The sequence below is a fragment of the Vreelandella sp. L-25 genome (genome assembly GCF_056857535.1).
In genome coordinates this window covers 63,748-87,533 of record NZ_JBSXNH010000053.1, presented here as the reverse complement: position 1 = coordinate 87,533, position 23,786 = coordinate 63,748, and the positions used below count along the sequence as shown (strand labels likewise).

At 59.3% G+C, this 23,786-nt stretch carries 12 protein-coding genes; 6 read left to right on the top strand and 6 right to left on the bottom strand.

What is annotated here, in order from left to right:
• Positions 1-192: 192 nt before the first annotated feature.
• A complete protein-coding gene (locus AC13CN_RS05865) occupies positions 193-1,785 on the top strand; it encodes a phosphohexomutase domain-containing protein (protein ID WP_483053071.1) in 1,593 nt (530 codons plus the stop codon).
• Between the two features lie 1,269 nt (positions 1,786-3,054).
• Positions 3,055-3,909, top strand: a complete 855-nt coding sequence (locus AC13CN_RS05860; RefSeq protein WP_427720857.1) for a UTP--glucose-1-phosphate uridylyltransferase — start codon at positions 3,055-3,057, stop codon at positions 3,907-3,909.
• A gap of 71 nt (positions 3,910-3,980) precedes the next feature.
• Here AC13CN_RS05860 and AC13CN_RS05855 read toward each other — a convergent pair whose 3' ends face one another.
• Positions 3,981-5,708 carry an SLC13 family permease gene (locus AC13CN_RS05855; RefSeq protein ID WP_483053070.1) on the bottom strand — a complete coding sequence of 576 codons (1,728 nt, stop codon included), beginning with the start codon at positions 5,706-5,708 and terminating at the stop codon, positions 3,981-3,983.
• Between the two features lie 141 nt (positions 5,709-5,849).
• On the opposite strand from AC13CN_RS05855, the gene AC13CN_RS05850 reads away from it, so the two are divergent.
• The 4 genes from AC13CN_RS05850 (at position 5,850) to cysQ (ending at position 10,393) form a co-directional block, all read left to right on the top strand.
• On the top strand, positions 5,850-6,617 hold the full coding sequence (locus tag AC13CN_RS05850) for a helix-turn-helix domain-containing protein (RefSeq protein ID WP_483053069.1): 768 nt from the start codon (positions 5,850-5,852) through the stop codon (positions 6,615-6,617).
• A gap of 82 nt (positions 6,618-6,699) precedes the next feature.
• Positions 6,700-7,602: a sulfate adenylyltransferase subunit CysD gene (cysD, locus tag AC13CN_RS05845; RefSeq protein ID WP_054641454.1), complete on the top strand. Its 903-nt coding sequence runs from the start codon at positions 6,700-6,702 to the stop codon at positions 7,600-7,602.
• Entirely contained in the window at positions 7,602-9,506 is a 1,905-nt protein-coding gene (gene cysN, locus AC13CN_RS05840) for a sulfate adenylyltransferase subunit CysN (protein WP_483053068.1), read from the top strand. The genes cysD and cysN overlap by 1 nt, the downstream gene beginning before the upstream one ends.
• A 119-nt stretch (positions 9,507-9,625) precedes the next feature.
• Positions 9,626-10,393 (top strand): 3'(2'),5'-bisphosphate nucleotidase CysQ, encoded by a 768-nt coding sequence (gene cysQ, locus AC13CN_RS05835; RefSeq protein WP_483053067.1) that lies wholly within the window; start codon positions 9,626-9,628, stop codon positions 10,391-10,393.
• 1,173 nt (positions 10,394-11,566) lie between these two features.
• Here cysQ and AC13CN_RS05830 read toward each other — a convergent pair.
• The 5 genes from AC13CN_RS05830 to AC13CN_RS05810 form a co-directional block, all read right to left on the bottom strand.
• Positions 11,567-12,076 carry an REP-associated tyrosine transposase gene (locus AC13CN_RS05830; RefSeq protein WP_054641575.1) on the bottom strand — a complete coding sequence of 170 codons (510 nt, stop codon included), beginning with the start codon at positions 12,074-12,076 and terminating at the stop codon, positions 11,567-11,569.
• Between the two features lie 560 nt (positions 12,077-12,636).
• Entirely contained in the window at positions 12,637-13,152 is a 516-nt protein-coding gene (gene rfaH / locus AC13CN_RS05825; RefSeq protein ID WP_054645269.1) for a transcription/translation regulatory transformer protein RfaH, read from the bottom strand.
• A 357-nt stretch (positions 13,153-13,509) separates the two neighbouring features.
• Entirely contained in the window at positions 13,510-14,841 is a 1,332-nt protein-coding gene (locus tag AC13CN_RS05820) for an aminotransferase class I/II-fold pyridoxal phosphate-dependent enzyme (RefSeq protein WP_483053066.1), read from the bottom strand.
• Complete coding sequence (locus AC13CN_RS05815; protein WP_483053065.1) at positions 14,838-22,169, bottom strand: type I polyketide synthase; 7,332 nt, start codon at positions 22,167-22,169, stop codon at positions 14,838-14,840. The genes AC13CN_RS05820 and AC13CN_RS05815 overlap by 4 nt, the downstream gene beginning before the upstream one ends.
• A complete protein-coding gene (locus tag AC13CN_RS05810) occupies positions 22,166-23,785 on the bottom strand; it encodes an LTA synthase family protein (RefSeq protein ID WP_044629042.1) in 1,620 nt (539 codons plus the stop codon). Before AC13CN_RS05810 ends, AC13CN_RS05815 begins: the two co-directional genes overlap by 4 nt.
• Position 23,786: the final 1 nt, after the last annotated feature.

Here is a 23,786-nt window from a genome sequence, read left to right as displayed (position 1 = left end):
TCAGCATCAAACACTTATGGGTAACTGCAAGGTTGGTGGAGCGCTTACTGAAAATGTGTCCGCTCTGACTTGACCAGAACAAAGTGTGGGTTAGTCTTGAATTGTTTTTATTCATGAGTCATGTCGTCATGTTGAAAGGTGCGCGTTGGATAACGCACAACAGGAGTGGCGATTCACGCAAGGGAGAAGCAGATGGACGCCATTATCCAGGCATTTCATGAGCAAACGCCGAATGCCAGTGTCGTGAAGGAACGCATCGCCTTTGGTACGTCTGGCCACCGTGGCCGCGCCACCGAGCGTACGTTCAACGCGGCACATATCATCGCGATTACCCAGGCGGTGGTGGACTACCGCAAGGAAGAGAACTATCAGGGGCCGCTGTTTCTGGGCGTAGATACCCACGCACTTTCACGCCCCGCTTGGGAGTGTGCGCTGCGTGTGCTGGTGGCCAACCAGGTGCCGGTGTTGGTTGAGAAGGGGCATGGTTATACGGCAACCCCGCTGGTCAGCCAGGCCATCATCCATTACAACACTCAGCACCCGCTGGGTGACCCTGCTGCCAAGGCCGATGGGTTGATCATCACGCCTTCGCACAATCCGCCGGAAGATGGCGGCATCAAGTACAACCTGTACCACGGTGGCCCCGCCGATACCGAAGCGACCCGCTGGATCGAACTGCGTGCCAATGCCTACCTGCTGTGCCAACTGAGCGATATTGCTCTGGTGTCGTTGGAAGAGGCACTGGCCCAGGTGCAGGAGTATGACTTCACCGCGCATTATGTAGCGCAGTTGGGCAGCGTGGTGGATATGGCGGCGATTCAAAAAGCTAACTTAACTCTGGGCGTGGACCCCATGGGTGGCACGGCGTTGCCGGTGTGGCAGGCGATTGGTGAGCATTTCGGCCTGCACCTGGAAGTCGTGAACACCACTATTGATGCCAGCTTCAGCTTTATGCCGCCCGATCACGATGGCAAGATCCGCATGGACTGCTCCAGCGCGGATGCCATGTTGAATCTGCTGAAGATTAAAGACCGCTTCGATATCGCCTTTGGCAACGACCCGGACGCCGACCGCCACGGCATTGTGGATGCCAACGGGTTGATGAATCCGAACCACTTTTTAGCGGTGTGTGTGGATTACCTGATTAGCCATCGCCCGCAGTGGAGCGATTCGCTGAAAATCGGTAAAACGCTGGTCTCTTCTTCGATGATCGACCGCGTTGTGGCTTCGCACAACCGTGAGCTGTTTGAAGTGCCGGTTGGCTTCAAGTGGTTCGTGGATGGCCTGCATGAAGGCTGGTTAGCCTTTGGTGGTGAAGAGAGCGCTGGCGCGAGCCTACTTACCCAAGAAGGGAAAGCGTGGTCTACCGATAAAGATGGTATCGCGCTGTGCTTGCTGGCCGCTGAGATTATGGCCGTTACCGGCAAAACGCCCAGTGAGTATTACCAAACCCTCACCGAACGCTTTGGCGAGCCGTTCTATAAACGGGTTGATACCGCCTGCAGCGCAGAAGAGAAAGCCGCATTTAAAAACCTCACCGCCGATAGCATCACCGACACCACCTTGGCAGGCGACCCCAGCACCGCCGTATTGGTCAAAGCACCGGGTAACCAAGCCGCCATTGGTGGTTTGAAAGTCACCACCGAAAACGGCTGGTTCGCGGCACGCCCTAGTGGCACGGAATCGCTCTACAAAGTGTACGCCGAAAGCTTCAAAGGCCCACAGCATTTGGATGAGTTGATCGAAAGCGCCACCGCGCTTTTATCAGGCGTATTGAAAGGGTAAGTAATTCACGTAGCACGACGTAAGCGGAGCGCACCCGCGAAGCACTCCGCCAGGAGTGCCGACGATGGCACCTAGATGTGATCATTCGCGGTGGCCTCATCCAGGCGGCTACCCGCCGCCTTCGCGGGTGCCTCATTCGCTCGTTGCTCTCGCTCAGTCGTTACGCCGCGCTACGGGGCAAGCACTCCGCTCTAATGGTCCGCGGCACTCTAGGCAGGCCCCCGTAGCGCGGCGTAAGCGGAGCGCACCCGCGAAGCACTCCGCCAGGAGTGCCGATTTTGGTACTGAGGTGTGATCCTTCACGGTGGCTTCATCCAGGCGGCTACTCGCCGCCTTCGCGGGTGCCTCATTTGCTCGTCCCTCGCAAGATTCGTTACGCCGCGCTACGGGTATGTGCAGTTGCCCAGTGTTGGTAGGTTTTACGGCACTTGAGGTGGGCACCCGTAGCGCGGCGTAAGCGGAGCGCACCCGCGAAGCACTCCGCCAGGAGTGCCGATGGTGGTACCTAGGTATGATCATTCACGGTGGCTTGATCCAGGCGGCTATCGCCGCCTTCGCGGGTGCCTCCTTCGCTCGTTGCTCTCGCTCAGTCGTTACGCCGCGCTACGGGGCAAGCACTCCGCTCTAATGGTCTGCGGCACTCTAGGTAGGAACCCGTAGCGCGGCGTAAGCGGAGCGCACCCGCGAAGCACTCCTCCAGGAGTGCCGATGGTGGTACCTAGGTATGATCATTCACGGTGGCTTCATCCAGGCGGCTACCCGCCGCCTTCGCGGGTGCCTCCTTCGCTCGTTGCTCTCGCTCAGTCGTTACGCCGCGCTACGGGGCAAGCACTCCGCTCTAATGGTCTGCGGCACTCTAGGTAGGAACCTGTAGCGCGGCGTAAGCGGAGCGCACCCGCGAAGCACTCCGCCAGGAGTGCCGATCTTGGCACTGAGTTGTGATCATTCACGGCGGCTTCATCCAGGCGGCTACCCGCCGCCTTCGCGGGTGCCTCCTTCGCTCGTTGCTCTCGCTCAGTCGTTACGCCGCGCTACGGGGCAGGCACTCCGCTCTAATGGTCCGCGGCACTCTAGGCAGGCCCGCGTAGCGCGGCGTAAGCGGAGCGCACCCGCGAAGCACTCCGTTAGGAGTGCCGATGGTGGCACCCAGGCTCGCGCCGGTAGCTGCGTTCCTGCTATATTGTTCGGCATGTCTATTGCATATCGTTTGGCGTGGTTCGATGTTTATGACTTCTCGTGGAAGGCACGCTCAATAAAAGGACGTTAATGATGACCCAAGTACGCAAAGCGATTATTCCGGTGGCGGGTTTTGGTACGCGCCTGCTGCCGATCAGTAAGGCGATTCCTAAAGAGATGGTGCCGGTGGTGGATCGTCCTCTCATCCAACACGTGGTGGAAGAAGCGCTGGCGGCGGGTATCAACGAAATCATTTTGGTCACGCGTGCGGGCAAGTCGGCGATTGAAGACCATTTCGATGCCCACTTCGAGCTTGAGCATTCGCTGGCCAGCAAGGGTAAAAATGCGCTGTTGGAAACGCTTTCGGCCATTTCTCCTAAAAAGTTGAAAGTGACCAGCGTTCGTCAGCCCAATGCGAAAGGGCTAGGCCATGCCATTTACTGCGCTTCCCACCTGTTAGATAAAGACGAGCCGTTCGCGGTGATCCTGCCGGACGTGCTGGTCAAGCCGCAGGTAGGCAGCAGCGCGTGTGATTTAGGCAGTATGGTCGAGCGCTGGGAAGCCTCCGATGCGTCGCAAATCATGGTAGAAGCAGTACCGCAAGAAGACGTTTACCGTTACGGCATTGTGGATTGCGACGAGCCAGCGGCGGGGGAGAGCGCTACTATGCGCGGCGTGGTGGAAAAGCCCAAGCCGGAAGAGGCGCCGTCACGCCTTTCGGTGATTGGCCGCTATGTGCTGCCGTACCGCATCATGGAGCTGCTACGCGACCAGCCGCCGGGTGCAGGTAACGAAATTCAGCTAACCGATGCCATCGGCCGCTTGATGCAGGAAGGGCAAACCGTGCAGGCGTTTCGCATGCATGGCCGCACCTTCGATTGCGGGCACATCGAAGGTTGGCTGCAAGCCAATACTACGCTTGCCCGCGAGGCGGGTTACGACGTATAACGCATCTCCAAGCATTACAAAAGCCGCTCAGCTCTCGCTGCAGCGGCTTTTTTGTAAAAATCTATCCATCACTAAAAGGGGAATACTAGCGGCGTAATTAGCAGCACTGCCGCTGAATAGGTGAGGCTAACAGGAAAGCCGATCTTGAAAAAATCGGTGATTTTGTAGCGCCCCGGTGAATACACCATCAAATGTGTTTGGTAGCCAAACGGAATCAGAAAGCAAGCGCTAGCACCGTAGGCAACGGCCATGACAAACGGCAGCGGGTCGGCCCCAAACGCTTGTGCCGTGCTCCAGGCAATGGGAAAGGCCAGCGCAGCGGCGGCGTTGTTGGTGACCGTTTCCGTGAGCAGTAACGTCAATAAATAGCAGCCGATAAAGGCGGCATAAATGCCATAACCGCTGAATATGGTCTGCATGCCGCCAGCCAATAATGCTGCTGCACCAGAGTTTTCCAGCGCCTGGGCGATGGCCAAGGCAGAGCCAATGATGAGCCATAGCTCGAAAGGAAAACGTCTGCGCAGTTCGGCCATGCTGATCACCTTCAGCAGTAGCAGCGCGCCTAGCAGAATGAGTAAACCGTGAAACAGCGGCAGCCAGTTAGCCGCCGCCAAAGAAATGACGGCCGCAAAACCACCTAGGGTGATCAGGCTTTCCTTACGGTTGAGTTGTGGGCGTGTAAAGCTGCCGCTCAGTAAATGAAAGTTGCGGTCTAGGTTGCGGTGCTGACGAAAATCCGCGCTGACGGCCAATAATAAACAGTCGCCTACCCGGAGAGGGATTTTACCTAATTGTCCCTCTAAACGTTTGTCTCCGCGACGAATACCCACCACACCTGCACTAAACATACTGCGAAAATCGACGTCTTGCAGTGTCTTACCCGCTAATTCCGACTCATGCGAGATCACTACCTCGACCAGGTTGGTAGCGAGCAGGTTATCGGCTTGGTGCCCAAACAGGTTGAGGCCAGGAAAGCGCTGCAGTGCCTGCACTTTGCTGACTTCACCGGTAAATACCAGCGTGTCGTCAGCCTGTAGCTGTTCATCGGGAGCCACGGGGCTGATCAACCTGCCTTGACGCTCAATTTCCAGTAGGTAGAGACCATCCAGGCTGCGTAGCCCGTTCTGCTCGATGCTTTGGCCAATCATGGGAGATTCGGCTTCCACATCGGCGGCCAAGAAATACGAGAGTTTCTCTTCCGTGTCTTCCGGGCGGTGGTGGGGGAGCGCGTTGGCACGCCATAGCAGAACGGCCAGGGTGATCAAGGCAACCGGGATGCCCACCAGGCTAAACTGAAACATTCCCAGCTCGCTGCCGCTGGCGTTCAGATGAAAAGAGTTCACCACGAGGTTCGTCGAGGTGCCCACCAGCGTGGTAATGCCGCCAAGAATCGATGCGTAAGAGAGTGGGATCAGTAGCCGTGAAGGTGCAATGCCTTGCTGGCGCGTAATGGCCCCTAGAAAGGCGGCAACGACGGCGGTGTTGTTCAAAAAAGCCGATAGTACGGCAGTGCTGCCCATCAGCCGTGCCGTCGCCAATTTCGGGTGGCCCTTGAGTAAATGCTTAGACAGCCAGTCGAGCAGCGGCGAGCGCTCCAGCGCCAACGAAACAAGCAACAACAGGAGCAGGGTAGCAAGTGCAGGGTTGGTGTACTGCACCAGTAAGGTGCTTGTATCGATGAACCCTAACAAAAGGTAACCGCATGCCAACGAGACGAAAGCAATAGCTGGTTTTACCTTGCCACTGATCAGCAGAACCAACAGCAGTGTGATGGATAACAAGACGGCCCAGGGCGTCATGGTGGGTCCTTATGTCAACAGAAAATAAAAGGGTGCTTGCTGGATTTTACGCAGGCTTTTATGATGGTGTCTAATAATTACCATTAGCAGTGTTGTTTTTCGCTTTGTTTTTGTTTTTAAAGCAAGGGGTTATGTTTAAAGTTGAGCGCTAAACATTTGTCGCCTGAAGCCCTGAATGAGCAGCGTAAAAAAGCTGTCAGGCTGCGTTTGGATGGCCATACGGTAGCGGTGGCCAGCCAACGTACGGGGTTGTCTGCGCCTACGGTTTCGGCGGCGTGGAAGGCCTTTCGCGAAGGGGGATGGGCTGCCGTACCCGTGAAGCCGCGTGGCCGGACGAAGGGGCAGGGCAATACGTTGGGCGCTGCCGCCCAGACCGTACTTTGGGAGGCGCTTTATGGTGCGCCTCCTCAAGGCATGCCGGGCTGGAGTAGCGCTGCGCTGGCCGACTTGGTGAATGTGCGCTTGGGGCTAAAGCTCACCCAACGTGCCATTGAGCACTGGTGGGAAACCGAAGGGTTGCTGCATGCCCCCTGGGAGCTGAATGCGCTAGCCAAAAAGCGCACTCGTGCAGGGCGGTGGTTCGAGAAAACGGTCGCCCCGACGTTCTCTCTCTACCCGAGCGCCGAGCAGCGCTGGCAGGGCGGCGTACGACGTGTGGCGCATGTGCAGCGGGCGCTCTATCAAGTGTACCTGCACGGGGCACGCGGAAAGCTCTACATGCGCTGTTACGAGCGTCCGCCTGCCGCGTTCGATTATCAGGCGGTGTGGGCATCGCTGCCTCGGCCTGCCGCCGTGGTGTTTCACGGCGCGCTGTTCTCGGCTAGCCAAACGCTTACCGAGTGGCTCGACCGCCAAACGACGTTAACGGTCGTGGCGGTACCAGCAGATATCGGTTTGGAACACCGCTAAGGCTTTTTATCCATAGGTTTTTAAGGCAGTGCCGCGAGCGGCCACTTGAAAACGGTTTTTTCACACAACGTTGGGAAAGATGATGACATCACTCACCCATTTACAGCGGCTGGAAGCGGAAAGCATCCAGATCATGCGCGAAGTGGTCGCCGAGACCGAAAACCCGGTGATGCTCTACTCCGTCGGTAAGGATTCAGCGGTGATGCTGCATCTGGCGCGTAAGGCCTTTGCCCCCTCGCCGCCTCCTTTCCCGCTGCTGCACGTCGATACCCGCTGGAAATTCCAAGCGATGTACGAATTCCGCGACAAGATGGCCGAAGAGATCGGCATGGAATTGATCGTGCATATCAATCCGGAAGGGGTGGAGAAAGACATCAACCCCTTCACTCACGGTTCGGCCATTCATACCGATGTAATGAAGACCGAAGGCTTGAAGCAAGCACTGGACAAGTATGGCTTCGATGCGGCATTTGGCGGGGCACGGCGCGATGAAGAGAAGTCCCGTGCCAAAGAACGCGTGTTCTCTTTTCGCACCGCACAGCACCGCTGGGATCCGAAAAATCAGCGGCCGGAACTGTGGAAGCTTTACAACACGCGCAAGCACCCTAAAGAGTCCATTCGTGTCTTCCCGCTCTCGAACTGGACCGAGCTGGATATTTGGCAGTACATCCACCTGCAGAACATTCCCATTGTTCCGCTTTATTACGCTGCCGAGCGTCCGGTGGTGGAGCGTGATGGCGCGCTGATCATGGTCGATGATGACCGCATGCCGTTGGAACCGGGTGAAGTGCCCATGATGCGCAAGGTACGTTTCCGTACCTTAGGCTGCTACCCGCTGACCGGTGCCGTGGAGTCGGAAGCCGACACGCTACCCGCGATCATTCAAGAGATGCTGTTGACCAAAACATCCGAGCGCCAGGGCCGTGTGATCGACCATGACAGCGCGGCGTCCATGGAGAAGAAGAAGCAAGAGGGGTACTTCTAATGTCGCACTCATCCGATCTGATTGCTGAAGATATCGAGGGCTACCTGAAGTCCCACGAGCATAAAGGTTTGTTGCGCTTCATCACTTGTGGAAGCGTGGACGATGGCAAAAGTACCCTGATTGGCCGTTTGCTGTTCGAATCCAAGCTGCTGTTCGAAGACCAGCTGGCTGCCATCGAAGCCGATTCCAAGAAGTACGGAACGCAAGGCGGTGAGATGGACTTTGCGCTGCTGGTCGATGGCTTGGCCGCTGAGCGCGAACAGGGTATTACCATCGATGTGGCGTACCGCTTCTTCTCCACCGAGAAACGCAAATTCATCGTCGCGGATACGCCAGGGCACGAGCAGTACACCCGCAACATGGTGACCGGGGCGTCTACGGCCGATGCGGCGATTCTGATGGTGGATGCTCGCCACGGCATTCTGACCCAAACCCGCCGCCACAGCTTTTTGATGTCGCTCATGGGCATGCGACACATCATCGTCGCCATCAATAAAATGGACTTGGTGGATTACTCGAAAGCGCGTTACGACCAAATCGTCGAGGAGTACCGCGCGTTCGCCAAGCAGTTGGGGCTTGAAAACATCACCTTCATTCCGATGTCGGCATTGAAGGGCGATAACGTCATCGAGCACAGCGCGAAGATGCCTTGGTACCACGGCACCACGCTGATGGGCTACTTGGAGACCATCGAGGTAGATGACGAGCGCTTGCAGCGTTCACCGTTCCGTATGCCCGTGCAGTGGGTCAACCGCCCGAATCTCGATTTCCGGGGTTTTACCGGTATGATCGCCAGCGGCGTCGTTCGTCCTGGTGATCCTATTCGTGTACAGCCCTCGGGTAAAACCAGCACCGTCTCGCGCATCTATACGTTCGATGGCGATTTGGAGGAAGCGGTCGCCGGGCAATCCATCACGCTGCTGCTCGATGACGAGATCGATATTTCCCGTGGGGACATCATTTCTGGCGTCGACCAGCCGGCACACACGGCCGACCAGTTCGAAACCACGCTGGTATGGATGCATGAGGCGCCGCTGCTGCCGGGACGTCCCTACCTAATGAAACTAGGGACTCAGCTCGTATCTGCTACGGTCACCGATATCAAGTACCAAGTAAACGTTAATACGCTTGAGCACACAGCGGGTAAGCAGCTGGACTTGAATGGGATCGGCGTGTGTACGATTAGCTTGAACCGCGCCGTCGCGTTCGATGCGTATAAAGAGAACCAGGATACCGGTGGTTTCATCCTCATTGACCGTATGACGAACAATACGGTCGGCGCTGGCATGCTGCACTTTGCGCTACGCCGCAGCCAGAACATTCATATGCAGCACGTGGATATCGACAAGCAAGCACGCGCGCTAGCCAAAGGTCAAAAGCCTGCGGTGCTATGGTTCACGGGGTTGTCTGGCGCGGGTAAGTCGACCATTGCCAACTTGGTGGAAAAGAAGCTGTTTGGTAACGGCCAGCATACTTATTTGCTGGATGGCGATAACGTCCGCCATGGCTTGAACCGTGACCTGGGGTTCACCGATGCCGACCGCGTCGAGAACGTGCGCCGGGTGGCGGAAACCGCCAAGCTGATGGTCGATGCGGGCCTGATCGTCATGTCGGCCTTCATTTCACCGTTCCGCAGTGAGCGGCAGTTGGCCCGTGATCTGTTGGAAGAGGGTGAGTTCATCGAGATTTATGTCGATGCGCCGTTGGACGTGGTGGAAGCGCGTGATCCAAAAGGCCTCTACAAAAAGGCGCGCCGTGGCGAATTGAAGAATTTTACGGGGATCGATTCCGCCTATGAAGCGCCCGAGTCGCCCGACGTTCATTTGAAGACGTCTGAAATGAGTGCCGAAGAAGCCGCCGATGCGGTAATCGAGGCGCTACGTGAGCGCGGCTTGATCAGCTAACGACACGCAGTTGACGTCGCGATAGGGGGTTGGAGTCAGCCTCTGTCGTCATACCGCCAACGACTTAGCATCTTTGGGTTGTTGGCGGTTTTTAATGTCGAATGTAAAGGATGGATACGATGATCGATCAAACACTGCTGGAGGCGGTAGAGCGCATTGCACGCGAGGCGGGCGATGCCATCATGAAGGTCTATGCCCGTGACTTCAGTGTCGAAGAGAAAGAGGATAAAAGCCCACTGACCGAGGCGGATCAAGCGGCGCATCACGTTATCGTGCGTGGCCTTCAGTCGCTGTCGGTTCGCCTCCCGATTCTCTCCGAAGAGGACATGGAAGGGTTTGCGGGCGTGGATGCCGACGGACGCTATTGGCTAGTCGATCCCTTGGATGGCACCAAGGAATTCATCAAGCGTAACGGAGAGTTCACCGTCAATATTGCGCTGATCGAAAACGGCACGCCCGTGCTCGGCGTGGTGACTGCCCCGGCGCTAGGGACGGCTTATGTGGCGGCTGAAGGCGTAGGTGCGTTTAAGGTTGAGAAAGACGGCCAACGTCATGCCATTCGAGTGGCTGGACAGCCTGCTGAAGGCGCCACGTGGCGCGTCGTGGGTAGTCGCTCTCACCCCAGCCCAGATTTAGCGGCTTGGCTGGATAAATTAGGCGAACACGGAATGCTTCCCATGGGTAGCTCACTCAAGCTTTGCCTGATTGCCGAAGGCAAAGCCGATGCGTACCCACGCTTGGGCCCCACCTGCCTTTGGGACACCGGCGCCGCTCATGCGGTCGTGCGCTCTGCAGGTGGACGCGTCGATACCCTGAAAGGCGAACCGCTCAGCTATGCCAACCCCGCTGAAAAGCTAAACCCTTACTTTGTGGTGTGGGGCCACTAAATTACCCATGTTGATAGGTGCCACCGCACTTGAGGTAGGCACCCGTAGCGCGGTGTAAGCGGAGCGCACCCGCGAAGCACTCCGTTAGGAGTGCCGAAGGTGGCACGGTGGTGTGATGATTTGCGGTGGCTTGATCAGGCGGCTAGCGCCGCCTTCGCGGGTGCCTCATTTGCTCGTGCCTCGCAAGATTCGTTACGCCGCGCTACGGGTATGTGCAGTTGCTCTGTGTTGATAGGTATCACGGCACTTGAGGCAGGCACCCGTAGCGCGGCGTAAGCGGAGCGCACCTGCGAAGCACTCCGTTAGGAGTGCCGATGGTGGCACTGTGGTGTGATGATTTGCGGTGGCTTGATCAGGCGGCTATCGCCGCCTTCGCGGGTGCCTCATTTGCTCGTGCCTCGCAAGATTCGTTACGCCGCGCTACGGGTATGTGCAAGCGCCCAGTGTCGGCAATTGAGGTGAGAACCCGTAGCGCGGTGTAAGTGGAGCGCACCCGCGAAGCACTCCGTTAGGAGTGCCGATGGTGGCACCGAGGTGTGATCATTCACGGCAGCTTCATCCAGGCGGCTATCGCCGCCTTCGCGGGTGCCTCCTTCGCTCGTTAATCTCGCTCTTTCGTTACGCCGAGCTACGGGTATGTGCAGTTGCTCTGTGTTGATAGGTATCACGGCACTTGAGATGGGCACCCGTAGCGCGGCGTAAGCGGAGCGCACCCGCGAAGCACTCCGTTAGGAGTGCCGAGGGTGGCACCGAGGTTTGATGATTCACGGTGGCTGGATCAGGCGGCTATCCGCCGCCTTCGCGGGTGCCTCATTCGCTCGTTGCTCTCGCTCATTCGTTACGCCGCGCTACGGGTATGTGCAAGCGCCCAGTGTCGGCACTTGAGGTGAGAACCCGTAGCGCGGTGTAAGCGGAGCGCACCCGCGAAGCACTCCGTTAGGAGTGCCGATGGTGGCGCCGAGGTGTGATGATTTGCGATGGCTTGATCAGGCGGCTATCCGCCGCCTTCGCGGGTGCCTCATTTGCTCGTGCCTCGCAAGATTCGTTACGCCGCGCTACGGGTATGTGCAGTTGCCCAGTGTTGATAGGTTCTACGGTGCTCAAGGGAAGGCACCCGTAGCGCGGTGTAAGTGGAGCGCACCCGCGAAGCACTCCGGTAGGGGGGCAGGCATTCTACTCCCAGTCCATATCGGCGACGTCCGGTATGTCTTGCGCTCCCCAGTCTGGCTCGTACCATCCCTTCTTGACGCATTGGTGAAAGCTGGACCATTGCCATTCGCGGGGGGACTGCGCCCAGCCGTGCTTCACTGGGTTGTAATGGATGTAATCCATGTGGCGCTGCCAATCGTTCTCATCGCGGATGACGTGCTCCCAAAATCCACGCTGCCAAGCATGTGGGCTGCCGGGGGGAAACAAAAATTCTTGAGAGGCATACTTTTTGACGTCTCTCCATCGGGAGGAGTAATCCGCATCTCCTTCGGGGAGTGTCCAGATACAGTGCAGGTGGTCGGGCATCAGGACGAAGGCGTCCATGGTGAAGGGGCGTTCTTCTTTCACGCGACGGAAGGCCCGGCCCAGGGCGTTGATGTTGAGGTGGTCCGCCAGGAGCGGTTGGCGGCCGTAGGTTACCACTGTGAAGAAGTAGGTGCCGCCGGGGATGTGCGCGCGTCGGTAGGTGGCCAAGGGCTGCTTCCCTGCAGTGAATTTAGGGTAAGCGTACCTTGATTGGGAAGGGAGTGCATCTTTCGTGCGGGGGGGGGTTACCTGTGCCCGATGTTGGCGATGACCCCGTAGCGCGGTGTAAGCGGAGCGCACCCGCGAAGCATCCCGTTAGGGATGCCGATGAAGCCATATGTGTGAGCGGTGGCGCGGTTGCTTGTGGTGGCGTGATCAGGGCGGCTGGCGCCGCCCTTCGCGGGTGCCTCATTTGCTCGTGCCTCGCAAGATTCGTTACGCCGCGCTACGGGTATGTGCAGTTGCTCTGTGTTGATAGGTTTTACGGCACTTGAGATGGGCACCCGTAGCGCGGCGTAAGCGGAGCGCACCCGCGAAGCACTCCGTTAGGAGTGCCGAGGGTGGCACCGAGGTTTGATGATTCACGGTGGCTGGATCAGGCGACTATCCGCCGCCTTCGCGGGTGCCTCATTTGCTCGTGCCTCACAAGATTCGTTACGCCGCGCTACGGTTGATCATTCACCGTTTACCATCATTCGCCATTCGCCATTCGCCATTCGCCATTCGCTTCACCGCTTTTCCAAGCTTTCAACCGGTAGTTCTACGTGTTGTGGGCGTTGAAGGACGTTGAGCAATACGATGGCGCGTTCTTCGCCTTTGCAGCGGGTGAAGATGGCTTCTAGATCTTTGAAGGGGCCGTCGGTGATGGTGACTTTTTCGCCAGCGGTGAAGTAACTGTGGCTGCCTTCTTGGCGATGGGGTTGGGCACGCAGGGTGTCGACGAGGGCGTCGGGTACGGCGATGGGCGTGTTGCCAAAGGTGAGCAGGCGCAGGACGCCACGCGTAGAGCGGATGGGCCGCCAGTTGCTGACGACCTGGTCTAAACGGATGAATAGATAGTAGGGAAACAGCGGCTCGGTGACGGTGGTGAGCTTGCCTTGGCGTTTGCGTTTTACATCCAGCACCGGGTGAAACACCTCGTATCCTTGATTAGAGAGGTGTTCCGCCGCGCGAAAAGATTCGCTGCCTTTGCACTGAATGACGTACCAGTGGGCAGTGCTGGTCTCGATTGTTTCTACTACCATTGACTTTTTCCTATTGCCCAGTGGCTCCCTAGTTTAACGTGCCACCTTCTAGGCGGCTATCGCCGCCTCCGCGGGTGCCTCTTTCGCTCGTTGCTCTCGCTCTTTCGTTACGCCGCGCTACGTGGCTCCATTGCACTTAAGCGGGCACCTGTAGCGCGGTGTAAGCGATAGCGCACCCGCGAAGCACTCCGTTAGGAGTGCCGAAGTTGGCACTGTGGTGTGATGATTTGCAGTGGCATCATCCAGGCGGCTATCCGCCGCCTTCGCGGGTGCCTCATTTGCTCGTGCCTCGCAAGATTCGTTACGCCGCGCTACGGTGTTGGCATTCACCATTCACCATTCACCATTCACCACGAATCACATCCCTTTTGCCAACAGCTTTTCAAGCACGTCTAATGTTTCATCGATATGGGCTTGGGTGTGTTCGCAGGAGAGGAAGAAGCGTAGGCGGGCGCTTTTTTCGGGGACGGCGGGGTAGAGGATGGGTTGGACGTTGATGTCTTTTTCGAGCAGGGCGTTGGAGAGCCTGGCGGCCAGGGGCGAGCTGCCGACGATGACGGGGACGACGGCGGAGCCGATGCTGTGGCCGGTGTCCATGCCGCGTGCTTGCGCCTGTTCGAGGAAGTAACGGGAGATGGCCTGTAGCTTGGCGACCCGCTCGGGTTCTTGGGGCATCAGCTCCAGTACCTTGAGCGAAGGGGCGGCCACTTGGGCGGGCATACCAACGCTGTACAAAAAGCCCGGTGCGAAGTAGCGCAGCGTCTCGACTAGCGCAGTGCTACCCGCGATGTAGCCACCGCAGCCGGAAAGCGTTTTGCTCATGGTGCCCATCCAGATATCGACATCGGTGGGGTCAATGGCAAAGTGTTCCCGCAGGCCCAGGCCGGTTTCTCCCATCACGCCGAAAGAGTGGGCTTCATCGACCATTAGCCAGGCTTGATGGCGCTGTTTGAGGGCGATAAAACGCGGCAGGTCGGGGATGTCGCCGTCCATGCTGTAGAGCCCTTCGATCACTATCAACACACGCTCGAACTGGTGGCGGTGTTGGGTGAGCAGTGCTTCCAGGGCGTCCGGGTCGTTGTGGCTAAACGACATGCGTTTGGCGCCCGAGAGCTGCGCGCCCACCAACGAGCTATTGTGGATGTACTCGTCGTGGAGGATCAGATCCTTGGGGCCCAGCAGGTAGCCTAGCGTGGAGACGTTGGTGGCGTGACCGCTGACGAAGGCCACGGCATCTTCCACGGCATACGCCTTGGCGATGGCCTGTTCCAGCTCGCCATGAATGGGCCGCTCGCCCGAGACCACACGGCTGGCAGATACCGAAGTGCCGTAGTGCTGGGCGGCCTCGCAGGCGGCGTGGATGACCCGCGGGTCGCCGGAGTAACCCAAGTAGTTGTAGCTGGCAAAGTTGATGCAGGTGCGGCCATCCATCACGCTCGTGGCCCCCGCCAGGCCCTCATGTACCTTGAAGAAGGGCACCTCCAGGCCGAGCTGCTCAGCGCCTTGGCGCATCATCATGAGCTGCTGATAGCCTGGGTGCGCATCGAAGCGCGTAAAGCGCTCGGGCACGGAACGGGCTGCCCCCGCGCCTTGGGCGCTGGGGGCAGAGGGAGCGGCGGCTCTGGCGGTGGGGCGCTGGCGCGCTTTTTCCAGAAGCTGGCGTTTTAACTCAGAACGCTTGGCGGTCATGGTGTCTCGGTCGCAGGGGAGGATGCGGGCTCGCTGTTGATGCCATCCGCGCCGTGGCGGGCGGCCAGAGAGGCTAACGCATCTTGCGGCGACTCTTCAACGTCTTCATCGTGCTGGTGGAGCTTCTGAATCAGCACACCTGCGAGCTTGTCGAGGGTGGAGGCTTCGCTGAGGACCATGACCGGCACTTGAACGCCCAGGCGGTTCTCGATGGCCGTCATTAACTCGACCCCCATAAGCGAGTCGAAGCCCATGTCGTAGACCGAGCGGTTCACATCGATTTTTTCTTCATCGATGAGCAGAATGCTGGCCAGTTCGGCGCGCAGCAGTTCGGTGATCGTGCTGTGCAGCTCTTCCGGCGAGAGATCTGCCAGCAGCGCGCTGATGTCGTCGTCGCTATCCAGGCTACCGTCGTCGTCGCTGGCGCGGGCAATTTCGTCGAAACGCGGGGTGTCGGAGGTGGGCAGGAAACGCGCCAGTGCGCCCCATTCCAGCTCCAGCACGCCCAGGCTTGGCCCAGGCGTCAGCAGCATTTGCTCCAGCACCTTCAGGGCGTCGTCGGAACGCAGCGCCGAGCCTCCCAAACGCTCTTGGAGGGCGTCGCGGGTGCGGGTGTTGCGGGCCAGGAAGCCGACGTCTTCGATGGCACCCCAGCGCACGCAGGTGGCCGGTAGACCTTGGGCACGACGGCGGGCCGCGAACGCTTCGAGCCAGTGGTTAGCGGCCACATAGTTGGCTTGGCCTGGGTTGCCAAACAGCGTGGTCGCCGATGAATAGAGCACGAAGAAGTCAAGGGCTTCGTTGGCTGTCAGCGCTTCCAGGTGTTTGGCACCGTCGATCTTCGGTGAGAGCACTTTGTGAATCCGCTCGGCATCCAGGTTGCGAATCAGACCGTCGTCGATCACCGTAGCGGCATGCACGATGCCACGCAGCGGGCTTAGCTCACTTTTCGCGCGTTCCAGCACCTTGGCCAGCGCATCGCGGTTGGTAATGTCGCAAGCCGCTGCCAGCACTTTCACGCCTTGGGCTTCGAAGTCAGCCACGGCTGCTTGCGCTTCTTCACTGGCCGGGCCGCTGCGGCTGAGTAGAATCAGCTCCCGCGCGCCTTTATCGACCAGCCATTGTGCAGTTTTCAGACCAAACCCGCCCAAGCCGCCGGTCACCAAGTAACTGGCATCGCTGGGCAATGCCATGCGGGCGGTGCCTAGCTGCTCCTGGCGTGGCGGGGCAATGGGCTGTTCGTAAGTCACCACCACCTTGCCGATCTGGCGCGCCTGCTGCATGTAGCGGAAGGCATCGATGACTTGGCTATGGCTAAAGGCGGTAAACGGTAGCGGGCTCAGCGTGCCGTCGTTGAACAGTGCCATCATTTCGCCGAACAGGCGCTGGGTGAGGGCCGGTTGCACTTTCATCAGCTGGTCGGAGTCGATCCCGAAGTAGCTCAGGTTGTTGCGGAACGGGCGCAGGCCGATATGGGTGTTTTCATAGAAGTCGCGCTTGCCTAGCTCCAGGAAACGACCAAACGGGCGCAGGGCGCGCAGGTTCTGGTTGATGGCTTCACCGGCCAGGGAGTTGAGGACGACATCGACGCCCTCACCCTGGGTATCTTCGAGGATCTCTTCTGCGAAGGTGAGCGAGCGGGAGTCGTAAAGGCGCTCTTCGCCCATTAGGCGGAGGAAATCACGCTTCTCTTCCGAGCCCACCGTGGCGTAAATCTCGGCCCCCATCCACTGGGCGATTTGTAGCGCGGCAATGCCCACACCGCCTGCAGCGCCGTGAATCAGCACTTTTTCGCCGGGTTCTAAACGCGCCAAGTGTTTTAGCGCGTAGTACACGGTAAAAAAGGTCGTCGGGATGGTGGCGGCAGCGGCGTAGCTGACGCCTTCCGGCAGGGGCGCCACGGCGTGCTGGCTGGCCATCAGGCGGTCGCTGAAGCTGGCGGGACCAAACCCCACAACACCTTGGCCGGGTGTCAGGTGGTGCACGTTACTGCCCACGGCCATTACTTCGCCGGAGAACTCAAGCCCTAGAGTAGGGCCAGCAAAGCCGTTCTCAATCGCTTCATCTGAGAGCAGGCCCAGGGTGTACATCACATCGCGGAAGTTGAGGCCAGTTGCTTTGACGCGTACTTCGACGTCATCCGCGCCTAGCTCTGGCAGTTGGCGCGGCCGCCACTGTAGCTGGCGCAGTTGGCCGGGCAGGGTAAAGCCCAGTGTCATGGCTTGGCGTGGCGCTTCGCTGTCGGCGGTTTGCGGATGCGGCGCAGGCAGCGTGCGTAGGCGCGTGGCGAAGCGGGTGCCTTCCTGGGTAATCACCAGCTCGTTTTCGCTATCCGGTTCAGCGATAGAGGCTGCCGCGATGGCTAACGCGGCCGCGCTGGGGGTATCAGGCAGGTCGATGAGGGTGACGCTGTGGCCAACGGCTTCGTTGGCCAGCGAGCGGCCAAAGCCCCATAGCGCGGCGTCATCGGCGCGTTGATAGCCTTGAGTGGCTAGCCATAGCGTCACGGCACTGCCTTGCGCTTCCAGTCCGCTGGCTTCTAGCGCCAATGACCACTGCTGTGCGCCAAAGCAGCGTTGGGTTTGGGCTGACGTGGCCGTGCTACCCAGTTCACGCAGGTCAAGCACGTTCAGTGCCGCAGGTGTTTCGGGCAGGTCGGCAAGCGCTTCGTTGAGCAGCGTTTGCGGCGCTGCATCGCTGATGCGAAGCCATACGCTGTGGCCTGCATGACTATTCAACTGTTCGGCCAACGCTGCCGCGAGCGCTTCTTGCTGAACATCGGCCACCAGCAGCGTTTGAGTGGTGGATGCCTGAACGTTGGCGTCGTTGTGCTCTGTTTGTTGCGCGTGCAGCAGGTAAGCGCCGCTCTCTTCTAACTCGAGAGGCGCGGAGACGCTCAGCCCCTGGCTACTCAACCACTCGATGAGCGTGCTCTGTTCGAGCGCCGCTTGGTCGATGCCCGGTGTTGCCAGCAGGTCATCCAGCCAACGGCTGGGATGAAGGCCAATCACCATGATCTGTGCGCCTGGGGCCAGTTGAGCGGGCAGGGCGTCGATCAGCTGGCGTGTGCGCTCGGGCTGGGTGACATCCGCGCTGACAAACGCAAGCTGTGCCTTTTGCGCAGCTGTCAGTGCCGGTAGCGCCTCGTCTAATGACTGAATGTCCATCAGCGGGTAGCGCTCTTGCAGCTGTTCCGCCTGGTGGCGCGCCGTGTCGCTCGTGGTGAGCGCGCGGTAGCGATAACGGTCGTTCGTAGCCGGGGCGCCGTGGGCAAGCTGTTCCAGCAAGCGCTGGCCCAACGCGGGCGCGCAGGGGCCTGCTTCCAGTAGATTGAGGTGCTGTCCATCCGGCAAAGTAGCCAGAGAGGCGTCCATCAGCGCGCCTAGCTCGCGCGCCAGTACTTGCCAGCCATTTTCACCGATCAGTACCCGGTTGATGCCAGCCAAGTGCTCGGCACTAATGCCCAGGCTTTCCAGCGTATCACGGCCATTGAGTAGCGGTTCACGGTGCAGGCCCAAGCGGCCGACGAGGTGAATGGGCGCGAAGTAGTCGGGATACTCCTGCACCAAGAGCTGCCAAATGGTCTCTGGCGCTGGGGGTTCGTCGTCGCCGCCGCCATTAGCCTGCTGGAAGAAGGCCTCGCTAAGGCTATCGAGCAGGGGGGCAACTTCTTGCGCATAGCGCTGGCCAGTGCTGGCGGTGTAAGCATCGCTCAAGCCCATCAGGCGCGTCAGTGCGTCTGCGGGAAGCGGTAGCGCGGCGGCTTTCAGCGGTGCGGGCGTGAGCTCCACGTCTAAATAGCTAAAGTGTTGGTGGTGCGCGCGGTTGAGGCGAATGGCCTTGAAGCGTGTTTGGCTCAGCACCGCCACGGCGCGGCCTTGGGCATCGTAAAGCTCGAAGTCCGCCGTGAAAGAGTGCGGAGCGCGCTTGCCCATGACCGCACGCGCCAACACCGGCGTGCCTGCCTCGGCATTGACTTGGATACGACCGACGCGCACCGGTACGAAGGCGAGTTGGGCGGCGAATTCACTGTGCTGTGCCAGCGCCAGCAGCGGAATGAACATTTGGAAAGCGCTATCCAGAATGCCCGGATGCACGTGTAGCGTGTTTAACTGAGCCGCTACCGCCTCTGAGAGAGCGATTTCCCCAATGACGCTATCGCCCTCGATCCAGCCGCGTTGAATCGCCTGAAACGCAGGGCCATAGTGCAGGCCAATGCGTTCGGCCATGTGCAGATGCTCGTCCAGGGTGTAGTCAGCATCACGTTTGGGTAGCGCTGGCGCCCTGCGGTTGAGCAGGAAGCCGCGGCTTTCGCGCATCCGGCGTGCCACGGCATTGAGCTGCCACTCGCTTCCCGTGGCGGGCTCACGGGAGTGGATGGTCAGACGTCCATCATCGGGGTCGAGGGTGAGACGCATGGTACGGCCATTGGGCCCGTCCAGCAGCAGCGGGGCACGAATTTCCAGCTCTTCGATATCGAGAACCGGCGTCTCTTTCTGCTGTAGCGCGGCGGCCAGCGCCAGCTCGACGAAGCCCGCGCCGGGGAAGACGGCCCCTTCACCCACCACATGGTCGGCCAGCCAAGGCTGCCGCTTGGTGTCTAGCTGGCTTTCCCAGGTGTGCTCTTGCTGCGCTAATGGGTAACCCAGCAACGGGTGCTGGTAATAGCGTGATAGCAGGCCTTGGCCGTCGTTGGTGCCTTGAACCCATAGGTGAGTGCGCTGCCATGAGTAACGGGGCAGCAGGACGCGCTGGCCCTCCACGGGGAAGAAGCGCTGGCTGTTGACGCTTAATCCGCTGAGTAGCAGCTGGCTGAGCGTGCGGTTCAAGCCCTCTAACCCTGGCTTGTGGCGCTCGATGGTGCCGAAGACTAAGCCGCTGCGCTCTTGCTGGCGCAGCGATTCGTTGAGATAGCGGCGTAAGATCGGGTGCGCCCCGACTTCGACGAAGACGTTGTAACCCTGCTCGATGAGGGCGGTCGCTGCGCTATCGAAGAGCACCGGCTCGCGGATGTTGAGCCACCAGTAGTGGGCGTCCAGTTTCGTGCCTTCACTGAGCGCGCCTGTCACCGTAGAGAAATAGGGGATCTCTGTGGCTTGGGGCTTGATGTCCGCAAGAGCATCAACCACGCCTGACTGGATGCTATCCATGGCGGGGCTATGGAAGGCGTAATCCAGCGGCAGGCGTTTGGCAAAGGTGCCTTCGGCGCTCAGTGCGGCTTCCAGCTCGCTAAGCTGGCCGCGGTCGCCTGCTAGGGTAATGCCTTTAGGGCTATTAATGCCTGCTAGGCTTACGCGGTCAAATGCTGGTTTGGCAAGCCAAGGGGCGATCTCTTCAGCGCTCATCGCCACTGCGGTCATCTCACCCAAGCCACGGGTTTTGCCTTGGAAATCGCTGCGGTAATAGATGACTTTGACCGCATCTTCCAGGCTGAGCGCGCCGGAGGCCCAAGCGGCGGCAACTTCGCCCACGCTGTGACCAAACACGGCAGCAGGGGTAATGCCTTGGGCTTTTAGCCACTCGGTGAGCGCCACTTGCAGGGCAAACAGCGCAGGCTGAGCGATTTCGGTGCGTACAAAGCGGCTCTCTTCGCCTTCTAGCTGGTTACGGCCTGCTAATTCGTCACGCAGTGAAAAGCTGCCGTAGCGCTGGAACAGGGCGTCGACGCGGTCAATGGCAGCAGTGAAGTCGGCGTCGGTATCCAACAGGTCGTGGCCCATGGTTTCCCACTGGCAGCCGTTACCGTCATAAACGAACACCGGGCCCCTGGCGTTGGCGAGGCGCTCCAGCGTCATGACCTGGCTGGCTTCGCCTTCGGCAAACTGACGCAGTGCCGTGGCTGCTTCTTCTGCACTGCTGGCAAAGCAGAGTGCGCCGTGGCTGTGCTGCTCACGGTGGTGATAAAGCGTATGGGCTATATCGTAAAAATCCTGCCCGGATACCTGCAGGTGCTTGGCCAGCGCCAGCGCATTGTCGGTCAAGGCTGCTTCACTGCGGGCGCTAAGGCGAATGGGCAGCGGGGTAGTGGGTGTTTGGCGAGGCGCTGCCGCTTTTTCCGGTGCGCTCTCCAAAATGACGTGGGCGTTGGCGCCACCAAAGCCAAACGAGTTGATGCCAATCACCAAACGGCCTGTGGGTTTCAGCGGCTGGGCTTTGGTGACCACGCTCAAGTTCCATTCGTCGAACTTGATGCGCGGATTCAGCTTGCGAATACCAATGGTCGCGGGCACCTCGCGGTGCTGCAGGCTATAAAGCGCTTTGGCAAGCCCCGCCACGCCCGAGGCGGTTTCCAAGTGGCCGACATTACTTTTTACCGAACCAATCGGCAGCGGCGTTTGCCGATGTTTGCCAATGGCCTCGCCAATGGCGCGGGTTTCGATGGGGTCGCCAACGGCGGTGCCGGTACCGTGGGCTTCTAAATAGTCGATCTCATCGGGGGAGATGCCCGCTTGCTCGTAGGCGCGACGCATCAAGTCGGTTTGAGCGCTGGTGTTGGGTACCGTCAGGCCGGATTTATGACCGTCGGTATTCACGGCTGACCCGGCGACCACGGCCAGAATGTTATCGCCATCGGCAACGGCTAGGTCGTAGTCCTTGAGCAGGAATATCCCAGCGCCTTCTGAGCGCACGTAGCCGTTGCCCGCTTCATCGAACACTTGGCAGCGGCCGGTGGGCGAGAGCATGCTGGCTTTAGAGAAAATGATAAAGCCGTAGGGGTGCAAGTGCAGGCTGATACCGCCCGCCAGTGCCATGGTCGTTTCACCGCTGCGAATGGATTGGCAAGCCTGGTGAAACGCCACCATGGAGGACGAGCACGCGGTATCCAGCGACATACTGGGGCCATGCAAGTCAAACACATAAGAGAGTCGGTTGGAGGCGATGCTCGAGGTGTTGCCCGTGGCGGTCGAAGCATCAATAGCCGACATGTCATCGGCTAAACGGTAAGAGTAGTCAAGACTGGCGACGCCCAGGAAAACGCCGCACTGGCTGCCACGCAGAGTGCTGGGCACAATGCCGGCGCTTTCCATGGTTTCCCAGGCGAGCTCTAGCAGCATGCGCTGCTGCGGGTCCATATTGGCCGCTTCGCGTGGGGAAATACCGAAAAACGCTGCGTCGAACCCGCTGATATCGCCCAGGCTACCCGCAGCAAAGGTGACGCTGGTGCCAGGGTGGCGTTTATCTGGGTGCCAAAAGGCTTCATGGCTCCAGCGATCTGGGGCCACTTGGGTGACGAGGTCTTTTTCGGCTTGCAGGTCTTGCCAGAACGTTTCAGGGGTGGTGCCGGGGAAACGATGGGCGGCACCGATGATGGCCACACGTTTAGTCATTCTTGCTCCTGAGGTTCTGGTTCTGCCTTGATCACATCGTTACTTATATCGCGTCCAAACACTTGTTTAAATAGCCGGACGCCAAGTTCGTTGGCTGCTATTCCCTGCAGCGGTTGCTCGGCAGGCATTTGGTCAGGCGGTGTTGGTTGCGTTGACCATATCATGTATGGGGTGCTGCCCGTAGGGGGCATGAAGTACCCATACGCATCGGGCAGTATAGGGACGTGGTCGCCATACCAGCTCAGTATTCCAGGCCTCGTGCTCTCGTTTAGCGCTGTTTTAACGCTTGCCAGCATTTGATCAGCTTCACCTAAATGGTGCAAGTAAACGGCGAGCTCCCGCAGATGGCCTGGAAGCGGCCACGCGGCGTTCGGCAGCGTATCGGCCAAACGTGCCTGTTGGGGCGCTTCCAGATGCAGCGGGCCGTGGTTTTCCATGGTGATCACAAAAATAAATAGCGGCCTATTATCGTCATCTTTCAGCAGGCGTCCAACCTTTCGTGCCACGGCTCGGTCGCCTATGTACTGCCCGTGCTTATCGCTGCTGCTAAACGCGCTGATATCGATAAAGGTATCAAAGCCTAGCTGCGGAATGACCTTGTCGCGCATGTAAAAGGTAGCGGGGTAAGGGTGCACGCAAATAGTGCGGTAACCCTGCGCGCGAAAAGCGCTCGCCACGCTGGGCAGCGGGTAACGGCTTAGCGTGCGGTAGGGGTTGAACTGGCGGGCACCCCAGGCGCTGGGTGCCAACCCCGTGAGCACGGCGCATTCGGTGCGTACGGTATTGGCCCCCCAGGCCGGCACGCTCAACTCGCCCTTTTCGACGGCCTCGGTAAAGGTGGTGTCGAAATGTTGCAGTAGCGTCGGCGCAACCTCTGGACACCATGGGCGCGGATCGAAAAATGATTCGCTCTGGACCAGGACGACATTGGGTCGCTCGGCGCTATCTGGTGAAGCGACGGCACTGGGCTGGCTGGCAGCCGCGTAGGGGGATGCCAAAGGGTCAGGCGGTGACGAGCGCATCAATGCTACCCCATAGGCCCAAAGGCTGGCATATAGCCCCACGCGATGTAGATCCTCGACCGGTTGCAGGGACATGGCGCCGAGTGAGCGTAAACCAACGGCTACCAGCACCGCCCCGAGCCCGGCGAGCAGTCCGTTGCTTTGTAAAAAGAGCACGGTGCTCCACTGGCTAACCAGCGACGGCTCCACATAGAGAAAGCTGCCAATGGCGATGGCCCCCGCGCTGCTGGCCGCGATGGCGAGGCCAATGCCAAAAAACGGGACATAAAGCCGTGGGTGCAGGATGGCGTCCCAGAAGTACTCGAAGTCGTGGCAGATGAACGGTTCGTTGAGCGTTTTGGACTTGGTATTGCTTGACTGGACCACCACGAGCTGGAGTGACAGCACGAAGACCACGGCAAACCAGGGACGCTGGAGCAGCAGCGTGAAAAGCCCAAATAGCAGTAGCCAACTGCCGAGATGGATCACATTGGCTGCCATCGGCCGCTGCCAGAGAGGAGCAGGCCGTGGAGACAGCAGCGCTTCGAACGCTAGGCTGAACACTAGCCCGATGAAGAGCGGCAGGCTAAGCGATAGGAGCAGGTGGCCAAGCATC